Below are 13,440 nucleotides of genomic sequence, written 5' to 3' on the forward strand. Positions count from 1 at the left end.
CGACGCAGTCGTCGTGAAATCAGCACCTCGGTGTGTCAGGTAAATCGCATACGCAGGATTTACGACTGCTTCGCAGCCGAACGCAGGCTTCGCCAGCTGCTACAGGGAGCTGTGGTGAATTCATTTTTCCATGGCACATAAAAACGCCCCGAACCAGCCGGGGCGTTTTTATGTGCAGCGTAGTGGCGGGGTATTACTTACCCTGCCAGCGCTTCAGTACCAAGGTCGCGTTGGTGCCACCGAAGCCGAAGCTGTTGCTCATCACGGTGTTGATGGTGGCGTCTTCGCGCGTCTTGGTCAGGATCGGCATGTCTGCCACTTCCGGGTCCAGTTCGTCGATGTTGGCGGAACCCGCCATGAAGTTGCCTTCCATCATCAGCATGCAGTAGATCGCTTCGTGAACGCCGGCGGCGCCCAGGGAGTGACCCGACAGGCTCTTGGTGGAGCTGATGGCCGGAGCCTTGTCGCCGAACACTTCACGCACACCTTTCATTTCCATGACGTCGCCGACCGGAGTCGAGGTGCCGTGGGTGTTCAGGTAGTCGATCGGAGCGTCAACGGTGGACATGGCCATCTGCATGCAGCGGATGGCGCCTTCGCCGCTTGGGGCAACCATGTCGTAGCCGTCGGAGGTCGCGCCGTAGCCAACGATTTCCGCGTAGATCTTCGCGCCGCGGGCCAGAGCGTGTTCCAGCTCTTCGACCACGACCATGCCGCCACCGCCGGCGATGACGAAACCGTCACGCTTGGCGTCGTAGGCACGGGAAGCTTTTTCCGGGGTTTCGTTGTACTGGCTGGACAGTGCGCCCATGGCGTCGAACAGGAACGATTGGCTCCAGTGTTCTTCTTCACCGCCGCCGGCGAACACGATGTCCTGCTTGCCCATCTGGATCTGTTCCATGGCGGTACCGATGCAGTGAGCACTGGTGGCACAGGCAGAAGCGATGGAGTAGTTCAGGCCCTTGATCTTGAACGGCGTGGCCAGGCAAGCGGAAACGGTGCTGCTCATGGTCCGCGTAACGCGGTATGGGCCGACGCGCTTGACGCCTTTCTCGCGCAGGATGTCCAGCGCTTCCATCTGGTTCAGCGTGGAGGCGCCACCGGAGCCGGCGATCAGGCCGGTACGCGGGTTGGAGACTTGCTCATCGGTCAGACCGGAGTCGGCGATGGCGTCTTTCATGGCCAGGTAGGCGTAAGCCGCCGCGTGGCCGACGAAGCGAAAGATCTTGCGATCGATCAGCTCTTCGAGGGGAAGGTCAATGGAGCCGGAAACCTGGCTACGCAGACCCATTTCGGCATATTCCGGGTTGAACCGGATGCCAGGGCGGCTTGCACGCAGGTTAGCGGAGACGGTCTCTTTGTCATTGCCCAGGCACGAAACGATGCCCAGACCAGTGATAACGACGCGGCGCATGCGGATAACCCTTAGAAGTTTTCAGTGGAGGTGAACACGCCGACCCGAAGGCCTTCGGCGGTGTAGATTTCGCGGCCGTCGACACTGACCGAACCATCGGCGATGGCCAGGTTCAGCTTGCCCTTCAGCACGCGCTTGATCTGAATGTTATAGGTCACTTTCTTGGCGGTCGGCAGAACCTGGCCGAAGAATTTCACTTCGCCCGAACCCAGCGCACGCCCACGGCCCGGCAGACCTTGCCAGCCGAGGAAGAAGCCGACCAGTTGCCACATGGCGTCGAGGCCCAGGCAGCCCGGCATCACCGGATCACCTTCGAAGTGGCAGGCGAAGAACCACAGGTCCGGAGTGATATCCAGCTCGGCGACCAATTCACCTTTGCCGTACTTGCCACCCTCTTCGCTGATATGGGTGATGCGATCCACCATCAGCATGTTGGGGGCGGGCAGTTGCGCGTTACCTTGGCCGAACAGCTCACCGCGACTGCAGCGCAGCAGGTCTTCCCGAGTAAAGGCGTTTTGTTTGGTCATGCGAGCTCCTCAATAGTCCCATGCGGCAGGTGGGGCAAATCTTCCCGGCCGATCGAAGCGTTCATGCCTCGAGTCAGCAGCCTACTCATAGACTATTGCGTTGTGGTGAAAGTCACAGCACCAAGGACATGAATGTACACTTGTGCACTGAAATTATTATTCAAGCCCCTTTTCGGGCCTGTTCGGGTGCCTAAGACTGCCGCACTTTCGCCTTTCACGCCAGTCGCAGATAGCCGAAAGGCCTGCACTACTGCACCCAGCGCTGCAGAATTTGCTGCAAATCTGTGCGTTTGAAGGGCTTGGCCAGGTAATCGTTCATTCCCGCCGATAAACAGGCCTCGCGGTCACCCTGCAAGGCGTTGGCGGTCAGCGCGATGATCGGCAAGTCTGTGCAGCCGGGTAATTGGCGGATCTGTCGGGTAGCTTCGTAGCCGTCGATGATCGGTAGCCGGCAGTCCATCAGAATGGCTTCAAAAATCAGACTCTCGGCACTGCGCACTGCCTGGGCACCATCGGTGGCGACGCTGACAGTAAAGCCCAGACTGCGCAACATTGCTTCGATGACCGTTTGATTGACTGGATTGTCTTCCACCAGCAGCACGTTGCGCCCTTCGCCATCACCGGTGCCGGTCGGTGCGCGCGGCACCCGCACTGGCAGCGTCTGTTTATAGAGCGCCAGCGGGATTTCCAGGGTGAACACCGAGCCGCGACCTTCCTCGCTCTGGGCGCGCAACGTGCCGCCCATGCGTTCAGCCAGCGTGCGAGCAATCGGCAGGCCCAGCCCGGTGCCACCGTAACGCCTCGAGATAGAACTGTCGGCCTGCTGGAAGGCGTTGAACATCAATTCCAGGCTTTCAGCCGAGATACCAATCCCGCTGTCGCGCACGGTGCAGGTGAACCACAGCAGTTCGTGATCCAGCGATTGCCATTGTGGTTCGATGCTGACGCGGCCCTGTTCGGTGAATTTCAGCGCATTGCCGATCAGGTTGACCAGGATCTGCCGGATCCGCGTCGGGTCACCCTGAACCTGCAACGCGCGCATGTCGTCCGGAATCGACAGCGCCAGGTCGAGCCCGCGTTGCACGGCGCTGTGCGAGAACGACTGGGCGCAACTGCCGATCAGGTCCGCAAGGTTGAACGGAATGTGCTCCAGCTCCAGTTCCGAACGCTCGATGCGCGAGAAATCGAGAATGTCGTTGATGACTTTGAGCAGGTGTTCGGTGGACTCCGAGGCGAGCGCCGCGTATTCGACCTGCTCCTCGGTCATCTCGGTGGTTTCCAGCAGTTGCAGCATGCCCAGCACACCATTCATCGGCGTGCGCAGTTCGTGGCTCATCATCGCAAGGAAATCGGATTTGGCGTTGTTGGCCTTTTCCGCTTCCTCGCGAGTCTGAATCAACTGCGCCATCGCTTGATGCTGTTCGCGACTGGCTTGTTCGAGCCCGTTGGCGAGGTTGTTAATGTGTTGCGACAACGCGCCCAGTTCGGTGTCGTCGACGATCGGCAGCGGCGTTTTGTAGTCGCCGCCCTGAATCGCCTTGACCGCGTTACCGATATCGCGGATCGGTTGCGACAGGCTGCCGGCGAGGCGCCGGGCGACCAGAAAAGTAAACAGCAGGGCGAACAGCGCCAGGATCCCGGCCTTGAGCAGAATTTCCTGTTGACGCTGGCTGAAGGCGTCATTGGACAGCCCGACGATCACCCGACCCAGATAATCCTCGGTGGACGACGTGTTGGCGACGCGGCTGCCCTGCAGAAAATCATTGTGCAGCTGGATTCGTTGCAGCCGCACCGGGGCCTGGAACACTTCGACCTGATGTGAGCGGTTATGGGTTTCCGACGGTTGCTCGACGTACACCAGGATCCGGTTGGCACTGTCCTGGACTTCCAGAAAGCGCACATTGGGCGTGGCCAGGGTGGCCTTGAGCAAACTGTCGAGTACTTCGTTGTTGCCCGAAATCACCCCGTATTCGGTGGCCGGCGCCAGTTGGTTGGCGATCAGCTGCCCGGTGTGGTTGAGCTCCTGACGCAGGTCCTGGATCCGCACGAAGGTGAAGAAGCTGATCAACAGCAACGTCAGCAACAGGGCAGGGCCGAGGCTGATGATTTGCGTGCGGGTGTTGATGTCCCAACGGCGACGGAAGGTCATGGGCGGTTTTCTCCTTCGGCCAACTGTGTTGCGACAGACGCTTCATCCATCTGTTCAATCCCTAATGAACGAGCCACTTGCGGGTTGCTTAAGACTTTGAAGTGTTGCGGGTAGTGCGTGCGTGGCCACGTGGCCGGTGGCCGGTCGAGTAGCTCGTCGAGTATCGCCAGCCAATCGCTCTGATCGCTGTAGGTGCTGGCCAGGCTCCCGGCCCTGACGAACCCGGCGTTTGGGCCGATCAGCGCCAGTTGCCGTGTATAGCTGCTGAGCAACAGGTTTTTCGCGGTTTTCGGGTTGTACAGATCGGGGTCGTCAAGGCCCAGCAACACGTCGCTGTTTTTCAGCAGGGTTTGCAGCGGCCGGCTGTCGTTGGTGTTATCCCAGCGCTCGGTGACCACCTCAAGGCCCAGGGAGTGGGCGGCCTGATGCAGTTCTTTCAAGAGGAATTCGCTGTGGCTGTCGAAGAGCACGCCGACCCGTTTGGCCTGAGGCAGCAGCAATCGGGTCAGGCGCAATTGTCGGTCCAGAGGCGGATCGCTCCAGAGCAGGCTGAGGCGTGGGGGCAGGGTGTCGCCCAGATGCTGACGAGCTTGCAGGCGGCTGATGCGCAGCACCAGCGTCGCCGGGCCCTGGGCGTCTTGCAGGCGCCAGTCGAGGCTCGGCAGGTCGAGCAGAATCAAACGGGTGCCGGCGGGCAGTTTGCCTGGCGCCGGCAGACTGGCCAGAGGCTGGAAGCGCACGTTATCGGCAGGCCGCAACGCGCTCAGGGCCTGGGTGAAGGATTGCATGCCCGGGCTGTCCTCGGCGCCGGTCAGCAAAATGTCCGCGGCGCTGGCCTCCAGACTGCTCAGCAGCCCGGCAAACACCAGGCACAACCCGGCCAGCAGGCGGCCAAGGATTGGCGTCTTGCGTGACGGGCTTAGCATCTTAGAACGCCAGCTCTGCGCTGAAGTAAAGCACCCGGCGCTCGTCGTAGTTGTTGTCGACGAAGGTCGTGGGCTGGTTGTCGAGGCGTTGCTGGAGCACGCCGGCCAGTTCCAGGCTGGCCTTGCCCAGACCGATGCGTTTGGCGATGCGCGTGTCGACCCGTTCGAAGCGGTAGCCGTTCAGGGCATCGTCACCATAGTAGAAGAGCGCGCTGTTCCAGCCATGGCCCCAGTTGCGCAGCCAACCGGCGGAACCACTGTTTCGAGCCGTCTGTTGCGCATCCTGCGGGTTGCTCGCCTCGGCATCGACGTAGGCATAGGTCAGGCGCAGGCGATCGGCGCTGCTGATTCGCCAGTCGAGCTGGGTTTCTGTCCCGGAGAAGCGCGAGCTGTTTGAGTTGCTGGCGATGTACTGGTTGTTGCGCAGCGGTTCGCTGATCATCCCGGTGATTTCGTCGTAGAACAGCTTCACATCGACCGCCAGTCCCCACTGCGCAAAGTAGCCGTTGTAGCCCAGCTCCCGGGAGCGCATGTGTTCCTGTTCGAGGTCGCCGGGGCCACGGGTCTTGACGAAATAACGGGCGCTGGTCTGGCCGTAAGCGCTGGGCCGCAGGTTCTTTACCTGATAGCTCCAGTTGACGTTGTTCTCAAACATGTCCGGCGAGCGGATGGCTTCCGAGTACACCGCCCGCAGGCCATGGCGCGGGTTGATCAGGTAGTTGACCGCCACCCGCGGGGTGAGCGAACTGCCGATCAATTGCGTGTCTTCGAACATCGCACCACCCTGCAGCAACCAATGCTCGGTGGCGCGCCACTCGAGTTGGCCGAACGCCCGCCAGGTGGTGTCGTCGAGGGTGCCATTGAAGTAGGTCTCGGAATCTGCCCGGTCGTAACGATAATTCATGCCGCTGACCAGCCGCAGACTATCGGACAGGCTGAGGGTGTCCTGCAATTCAAGGTCGTAGCGCGATTCCCGGGTGCTCTGGTCAATATCGCCACAGAGGGTTTGCCGGGCGCCGTTTCGCCATTGGTCGAGCACTTGATTGGCAAGTGCGCGCTGGGCCGGGTCACCTGCGGGTGCGCCGGGGCCGGTGTAGCGCTCCATGTTGCGCGCCAGGCGCTCGGTGTAATTCGGGTTGAGCTGCCAGAGTTCGGTCAACTGCGGGCTGAACGAAACCTCGGCATCGCAGGCACGCCAGGTCTGCTGACGATCCCAATGTTGCGCCGAGCCCTGGATGTAAAGGCTGTGATCGGGATTGATGTCGAGGTTCCAACGCAGCGAGCCAGCGTAGTCCTTGGCGATAACGTCGGAATTGTTCCCTGCAGCGGTAATCCCCGAGAAGACCGGGCGGTAGGTATACGGACGCTGGTTGGTCCCGTCCTTGGCATTCAATTGCCAGTCGATACTCTGGTTTTCAGTGAGCGTCTGGCTGACGGCGAGGTTGAAGCGATTCAAACGGCGGCTGTCGCGGTAGTCGGCGCCGTTGCGGTCCGAGTCGAAGCCGTCGTCTTGCTGGCCGGACAGTGACAGGCGCAGGTCGCCGTCGTCCCAGCCCACGCCCTCCTGACTGGCGTAAAAGTCGTCGATGCCGCGCTGCCCACGGGTGACTTTCATCCGCGTGCCATGGCTGTCGGCCGGGTTGCGCGTGATGATGTTGACCACCGCCATCAGCGCATTGGCACCATAGCTGACGGTGTTCGGGCCGCGAAAAACTTCGATGCGCTCGATGTCCTCCATGGCCACCGGAATGTCACTCCAGTCCACTGTGGACAGGCCTGCGCGGTATACCGAACGGCCGTCGATCAAGACTTGCAGGCGTCGCGCTTCGGTCGCATTGGTGCCGTGATAGTTCACCGCCGCCTGGTTGCCATTGATGTTGCCGACCATCATTCCCGGCACCAGTCGCAGCAACTCACTGATGTCCCGAGCGCCACTGGCGTTGATCAGTTCGCTGTCGATCACCGTCATGCTCCCCGGTACCGCGGCCGGCGACTGCTTGAGCCGCGTCGCGGTCAATACTGGCGGCAGCGGCTCGCTGTCGAGGAACAAGTCGTCTGCAAGCAATGGCGAGCTGAAGATCAGCGCCAGTACCAGCGGCGAGCGAGGTGAGGGAGAGCCAAACGACACAACACATCCTTGATAGCGAACAATTGGCGCGCATGTTAACCGAGAGCAATGACTTTTCCAGTCACGTTGTGGGCATTTTCCTCGGTTTTCTTGGTCTTCTTCCTACAAGTGTCGGTAATTGATGCGGGGGCTGGCCGCCACGGGGCCGCTCCGTATAATGCCGACATCGCCACTGGTATGGATTAACGGATTGCATATGACTGAACAGCGCCCAATTGCGGTCCTGGGAGGCGGAAGTTTTGGTACCGCCGTGGCTAATCTGCTGGCCGAGAACGGGCATCAGGTCCGGCTATGGATGCGTGACCCCGAGCAGGCCGAGGCCATTCGGGTCAATCGCGAGAACCCGCGTTACCTCAAAGGCATCAAGATTCTGCCATCCGTGGAAGCGGTCACCGACCTGCTGGCCACTCTGCAAGCCTGCGACCTATGCTTCGTCGCACTGCCGTCCAGCGCGCTGCGCTCGGTATTGATGCCTCACGCCGAACGTTTGAGCGGCAAATTGTTGGTGAGCCTGACCAAAGGCATCGAAGCCCACACCTTCAAACTCATGAGCGAAATCCTCGAAGAGATCGCCCCGCAAGCGCGCATCGGTGTGCTGTCCGGACCGAACCTGGCCCGTGAAATCGCCGAACACGCGCTGACCGCCACGGTGGTCGCCAGCGAAGATGAAGAACTTTGTCAGCGGGTCCAGGAGGCGTTGCACGGCCGGACCTTTCGCGTATACGCCAGCGCCGACCGCTTCGGCGTGGAGTTGGGCGGCGCGCTGAAAAACGTTTACGCGATCATCGCCGGCATGGCGGTGGCGCTGGGCATGGGTGAAAACACCAAGAGCATGCTGATCACCCGGGCGCTGGCGGAAATGACCCGCTTTGCGGTGAATCAGGGCGCCAACCCGATGACCTTCCTCGGTTTGGCGGGCGTCGGCGATTTGATTGTCACCTGCTCGTCGCCGAAAAGCCGTAACTACCAGGTCGGATTCGCCCTCGGCCAGGGCTTGAGTCTGGAAGATGCGGTCACCCGTCTGGGCGAAGTCGCCGAAGGGGTGAACACCCTCAAGGTGCTCAAGGCCAAGGCCCAGGAGGTGGGCGTGTACATGCCGCTGGTCGCCGGGCTGCACGCGATCCTGTTCGAAGGGCGCACGCTTAATCAGGTGATTGAATTGTTGATGCGTGCCGAACCGAAAACCGACGTCGATTTTATTTCCACCAGTGGTTTCAACTGAGCATCAGGGAGAGCGAGACATGAACGATCCGAAAACAGAGGACAAGTACGAATCCATCCTGCTGCGCGTGTTGTGGATGATCGTCTACGTGCTGGTCTGGCAAGTGGCGCAATTCATCCTCGGCGCTGTGGTGCTGGTGCAGTTGATCTATCGTTTGATCTATGGCGCCCCGAGCGCCAGCCTGATGAACTTCGGCGACAGCCTGAGCCAGTTCCTGGCGCAGATCGGTCGTTTCGGCAGTTTCCACAGCGACCAGAAACCCTGGCCGTTCGCCGACTGGCCGACGCCGCGTACACCGGAAGGTGAAGCGCCGCATGTTGTGGCGCCGGCCCCGCATCCGGCACGAGATGAGGAACCGAAACTATGAAACTCTGGGTATTGCGTCATGGTGAAGCCGAGCCACACGGTACTCGCCCGGACTCCGAGCGGGCACTGACCGACAAGGGGCGTAAAGAGGTGAAGCGCATCGCGGCCAAATTGAAGGGCAAACCCCTTACTGCCATTTATGCCAGTCCTTACCTGCGAGCGCAGGAGACCGCACTGCTGGTGCGTAAGGAGCTGGGTTTCGCACCGGAGATTCGCACCGTCGAGTGGCTGACGCCGGACAATAATCCGCAAGCGGTGGCGGAGCAGTTGGTGTCTGTGGATCACGCGCTGCTGGTCAGTCATAACCCGCTGGTTGGCAACCTGCTGGGTTACCTTCAGCACGGTCACGTGCAGGACCCGGAAGCGGTGAAAACCGCCGGCCTTGCCGAGCTTGAAGGCGACTTGCCGCTGGCCGGAGCAATGAAGCTCGTTGGCATCAAGCACCCCTAAAAGCAAAAGATCGCAGCCTGCGGCGGCTCCTACATGGGTTTCGCATTCCCCTGTAGGAGCTGCCGCAGGCTGCGATCTTTTGATCTTGTTTTTGCCGACAAATAATTAACCGAGCAACTGCTTGGTTGACTACGCTTGCTCCAGACCAAAAACAAAGGAGCGAGTCGCATGTCTGCTGCTTTTCGTTTGCCGCTGGACGTCTTCTACGAGCGTGAGGCCCGCCATCCGCGCCAGCGCTTTTTGGTCCAGCCCACGGGCGGCGGACAAGTCGAGACCCTGACCTGGGCCGACGTCGGCCATCAGGCCCGCTGCGCTGCGCATTGGTTGCGCGCGCGCGAACTGCCCCAAGGCAGCCACATCGCCCTGATCTCGAAAAACTGCGCGCACTGGATCATCGCCGACCTGGCGATCTGGATGGCCGGCCATGTGTCGGTGCCGCTCTACCCGAACCTCACCGCCGAGACCGTGGCCCAGGTACTTGAGCACTCCGAAGCGGCGCTGGCGTTCATTGGCAAACTCGATGACTGGCCTGGCATGTCTCGCGGGGTCAGCCCTGATCTGCCGACGATCAGCCTGCCGTTGCATCCGCCCGGCACGTTCGATTTCAGCTGGGCCGAGCTGCAAAAGAGCTCACCGATCCAGGACGATCCCAAGCCGTCCGCCGACCAGTTGGCGACCATCATTTACACCTCCGGCACCACCGGCATGCCCAAAGGCGTGATGCACAGCTTCGCCAATCTGGGGTTTGCCACCACTCGCGGCACGCAGTTGTTTGGCTTGAATGAGTCGGATCGGCTGCTGTCCTACCTGCCGCTGTGCCATGTCGCCGAGCGGATGTTCGTCGAGCTGGCGTCGATCTACACCGGGCAAACGGTGTTTTTTGCCGAGAGCCTCGACACCTTCCTGGCCGATTTGCGCCGTGCACGCCCGACCGCGCTGTTCGGCGTGCCGAGGATCTGGACCAAATTCCAGATGGGTGTGTACAGCAAGATCCCGGCAAAGCGCCTCGACTTCCTGCTCAGTCTGCCGATCATCGGCAAACGGGTCGGCCACAAAGTCCTGGCCGGGCTCGGGCTGGATGCCTTGCGCATCGCTTTGTCCGGCGCCGCGCCAGTGCCGCAGACCTTGCTGCTGTGGTACCGCAAACTGGGGCTGGATGTGCTGGAGGTCTACGGCATGACCGAAAGCTGCGGCTATTCGCACGTTTGTCTGCCGGGCCAGAACAAACCCGGCTGGATCGGCAAGCCCTGCCCTGAGGTCGAGGTGCGGATTGCTGAGTCGGGCGAGGTCATGGTGCGCAGCGGCGCGACCATGCTCGGGTATTTCAAGGAGCCTGAGAAAACCGCCGAAACCATCACCGAGGACGGCTTCCTGCGCACTGGCGACAAGGGCGAGGAAGACACCGAAGGCAACCTGCGTCTGACCGGGCGCCTGAAAGAAATATTCAAGACCAGCAAAGGCAAATACGTCGCCCCGGCACCGATCGAAAATCGTCTGGCGGAGCACTCGCGCATCGAGCAAGTCTGCGTCGTCGGCGATGGTCTGAGTGCGCCATTGGGGTTGTGCGTGCTCTCGGCGGTCGGTCAGCAGGACGCCAGCGGAACGGCGAGGGCGGGTCTGCATTCAAGCCTGGAAAAACTCCTGGATGAGGTCAATGGCGTCCTCGACAAACACGAACGCTTGCGTCGCTTGGTGGTGGTCAAGGACAGTTGGGCGGTGGAAAACGGCTTCCTGACGCCGACCCTGAAGATCAAGCGCAACGTGATCGAAGCGGCTTATGGCGCTCGGTTTGAGGAATGGAGCGAGCGCAGCGAAGCGGTGCTGTGGCAGGATTGAGTCACGAATAAAACCAACCAAGGAAAGCAACGATGAGTCTGTGGCGTACCACTCCCAACGTCGAGCAGCTGAACGCAATCCAGAAAAACACCATCGGCGAAGTGCTGGATATTCGCTTCGAAGCCTTCGACGAAGAGTCCCTGACCGCGAGCATGGTCATCGACCACCGCACTCACCAGCCTTACGGCTTGCTGCACGGCGGCGCCTCGGTGGTGCTGGCCGAAACGGTCGGCTCGATGGCCAGTTACCTGTGCATCGACGCCAGCAAGTTTTATTGCGTGGGCCTGGAAATCAACGCCAACCATTTGCGCGGCTTGCGCAGTGGGCGGGTCACGGCGGTGGCCAAGCCGATTCACATTGGCCGCACGACGCATGTCTGGGATATCCGTTTGACCAGCGATGAGGGGAAGGCGAGTTGTGTGTCGCGGTTGACCATGGCGGTGGTGCCGTTGGGTGAGAATCCACCCGCCCGCTGAAACGCGATTCCTTGTAGCAGCTGGCGAAGCCTGCGTTCGGCTGCGAAGCAGTCGTAAAGCCATCACCGCGGTGGTTCAGAAAGACTACGGTTGCAGGATTTACGACTGCTGCGCAGTCGAACGCAGGCTTCGCCAGCTGCTACATAGATCTTCATCAGAAATCCTGTTGACCGGACTGTCATCATTCCTGGCACTTACGGTCATTGCTGAAGGACGTCGTCTTACGGACAATCAACCCTTGTTTTCGTTGATGGATCACCGGTATGTCGCAACAGATATTTTTCGCCCACGCCAACGGTTTCCCCTCGGGCACCTACGGCAAGTTGTTCGCGGCGCTGGCGCCCGAGTATCAGGTGACGCATCTGCAGCAGCACGCCCACGACCCGCGTTTTCCGGCGGACGACAACTGGTACAACCTGGTCGACGAGTTGATTCATCACCTCAAGCAGCAATCTGAACCGGTGTGGGGCGTCGGCCATTCCTTCGGTGGCGTGCTGCACCTGCACGCGGCGTTGCGGTGCCCCGAGCTCTATCGCGGCGTGGTGATGCTTGATTCGCCGGTGCTGACCCGCGCTGATCAATGGGTAATCCGTGCCGCCAAACGCTTTGGTTTCATCGATCGCCTGACCCCGGCCGGCCGTACGTTGGGACGACGGGAAGAGTTTGCCGATCTGGAAGCGGCCCGAATGTATTTCGCCGGTAAAACCTTGTTTCGCAGTTTCGACCCGGAATGCTTCGACGCTTACCTGCAACACGGCTTGCACAAGGTGGGCGACACGCTGCGTTTGCGCTTCGACCCGGCCACGGAAATCAGTATCTATCGCGGCGTGCCGCACACCAGTCCTGGCCGCGCACGGCAGCTGCAAGTGCCGCTGGCGGTGGTACGCGGGCACAAGAGCCGCGTGGTGATGCGTCATCACGCAAGCCTCGTGGGGCGCTTGCCGCTGGGCGAGTCCCTGACCATGCCTGGCGGCCACATGTTTCCCCTCGAACGTCCCCACGACACGGCCGCGCTGCTGAAGAACCTGTTCAGCCGTTGGGAAGGTCGCCGCCAACAGGATTGCGCATGAACAACGTCGTTGAAGAAGTTCGCCTCAGCCTGCCGCACATCGAGCTGGCAGCGCACTTGTTCGGCCCCGAAGACGGCATGCCAGTGATCGCCTTGCATGGCTGGCTGGACAACGCCAACAGCTTCGCCCGGCTGGCGCCGAAGCTCAAAGGCCTGCGCATCATTGCGCTGGACATGGCCGGTCACGGTCATTCCGGGCATCGGCCGACCGGTGCCGGTTACGCGATGTGGGACTACGCCCACGACGTGCTGCAAGTTGCCGAACAGCTGGGCTTGAAGCGTTTTGCACTGATGGGGCACTCGATGGGGGCGATCGCTTCGTTGATCATTGCCGGGTCGATGCCGGAACGCGTCACGCATCTGGCCTTGATCGACGGCATCATTCCTCCTACAGACAAAGGCGAAAATGCCGCCGAACGCATGGGCATGGCACTGCAAGCGCAGCTGGATTTGCGGGAAAAACGCAAACCGGTCTACAGCACCCTGGACCGCGCCATCGAGGCACGCATGAAAGGTTTGGTGGCGGTCAGTCGCGAAGCCGCCGAGCTGTTAGCCCAGCGCGGACTCATGCCAGTGCCGGGCGGTTACACCTGGCGCACCGACAACCGCCTCACGCTGCCGTCGCCGCTACGTCTTACAACCGAGCAGGCGATGGCCTTCGTCCAGCGGGTCAGTTGTCCTGCGTTGTTGGTGGTTGCAGCCGACGGCATGCTCGCCAAACATCCCGAGTTGCTGGAGCGTCTACCCTTTAGCCGTGAACAGCTGCCTGGCGGTCATCATTTGCACCTGAATGACGAACCCGGCGCCGACCTTGTCGCAGACTGTTTCAATCGGTTCTTCGCCGTTCCTTGACTTGCGCCGGGCAACTGTCGAGGCT

At 60.9% G+C, this 13,440-nt stretch carries 12 protein-coding genes; 7 read left to right on the top strand and 5 right to left on the bottom strand.

Annotated elements, in window-relative coordinates:
* Window positions 1-193: 193 nt before the first annotated feature.
* From fabB to ACYZTW_RS08285, 5 genes are all read right to left on the bottom strand, one after another.
* Window positions 194-1,414 carry a beta-ketoacyl-ACP synthase I gene (fabB, locus tag ACYZTW_RS08265; protein WP_283181300.1) on the bottom strand — a complete coding sequence of 407 codons (1,221 nt, stop codon included), beginning with the start codon at window positions 1,412-1,414 and terminating at the stop codon, window positions 194-196.
* Window positions 1,415-1,425: 11 nt separating this feature from the next.
* Window positions 1,426-1,941, bottom strand: coding sequence for a 3-hydroxyacyl-[acyl-carrier-protein] dehydratase FabA (gene fabA / locus ACYZTW_RS08270; RefSeq protein ID WP_462004471.1), 516 nt, complete (start codon window positions 1,939-1,941; stop codon window positions 1,426-1,428).
* A 247-nt stretch (window positions 1,942-2,188) separates the two neighbouring features.
* Window positions 2,189-4,090 carry an ATP-binding protein gene (locus ACYZTW_RS08275; RefSeq protein WP_462004472.1) on the bottom strand — a complete coding sequence of 634 codons (1,902 nt, stop codon included), beginning with the start codon at window positions 4,088-4,090 and terminating at the stop codon, window positions 2,189-2,191.
* On the bottom strand, window positions 4,087-5,016 hold the full coding sequence (locus tag ACYZTW_RS08280; protein WP_462004473.1) for an ABC transporter substrate-binding protein: 930 nt from the start codon (window positions 5,014-5,016) through the stop codon (window positions 4,087-4,089). Before ACYZTW_RS08280 ends, ACYZTW_RS08275 begins: the two co-directional genes overlap by 4 nt.
* Window position 5,017: 1 nt before the next feature.
* On the bottom strand, window positions 5,018-7,144 hold the full coding sequence (locus ACYZTW_RS08285; protein ID WP_462004474.1) for a TonB-dependent receptor plug domain-containing protein: 2,127 nt from the start codon (window positions 7,142-7,144) through the stop codon (window positions 5,018-5,020).
* Window positions 7,145-7,340: 196 nt separating this feature from the next.
* Here ACYZTW_RS08285 and ACYZTW_RS08290 point away from each other — a divergent pair, with 196 nt between their 5' ends.
* The 7 genes from ACYZTW_RS08290 to ACYZTW_RS08320 all read left to right on the top strand — a co-directional run bounded on the left by ACYZTW_RS08290 (window position 7,341) and on the right by ACYZTW_RS08320 (window position 13,415).
* Window positions 7,341-8,366: an NAD(P)H-dependent glycerol-3-phosphate dehydrogenase gene (locus ACYZTW_RS08290; protein ID WP_462004475.1), complete on the top strand. Its 1,026-nt coding sequence runs from the start codon at window positions 7,341-7,343 to the stop codon at window positions 8,364-8,366.
* A gap of 19 nt (window positions 8,367-8,385) precedes the next feature.
* Window positions 8,386-8,733 (top strand): DUF4389 domain-containing protein, encoded by a 348-nt coding sequence (locus ACYZTW_RS08295; RefSeq protein ID WP_462004476.1) that lies wholly within the window; start codon window positions 8,386-8,388, stop codon window positions 8,731-8,733.
* Complete coding sequence (sixA, locus tag ACYZTW_RS08300; RefSeq protein ID WP_462004477.1) at window positions 8,730-9,182, top strand: phosphohistidine phosphatase SixA; 453 nt, start codon at window positions 8,730-8,732, stop codon at window positions 9,180-9,182. Before ACYZTW_RS08295 ends, sixA begins: the two co-directional genes overlap by 4 nt.
* Window positions 9,183-9,350: 168 nt before the next feature.
* A complete protein-coding gene (locus ACYZTW_RS08305; RefSeq protein ID WP_462004478.1) occupies window positions 9,351-11,018 on the top strand; it encodes an AMP-binding protein in 1,668 nt (555 codons plus the stop codon).
* Window positions 11,019-11,050: 32 nt separating this feature from the next.
* Complete coding sequence (locus ACYZTW_RS08310; RefSeq protein ID WP_109633914.1) at window positions 11,051-11,494, top strand: hotdog fold thioesterase; 444 nt, start codon at window positions 11,051-11,053, stop codon at window positions 11,492-11,494.
* 263 nt (window positions 11,495-11,757) lie between these two features.
* Window positions 11,758-12,564, top strand: coding sequence for an alpha/beta fold hydrolase (locus tag ACYZTW_RS08315; protein WP_462004479.1), 807 nt, complete (start codon window positions 11,758-11,760; stop codon window positions 12,562-12,564).
* Entirely contained in the window at window positions 12,561-13,415 is an 855-nt protein-coding gene (locus ACYZTW_RS08320; RefSeq protein WP_462004480.1) for an alpha/beta hydrolase, read from the top strand. Before ACYZTW_RS08315 ends, ACYZTW_RS08320 begins: the two co-directional genes overlap by 4 nt.
* Window positions 13,416-13,440 lie beyond the last annotated feature (25 nt).

Source organism: Pseudomonas sp. LB3P25, assembly GCF_054897985.1.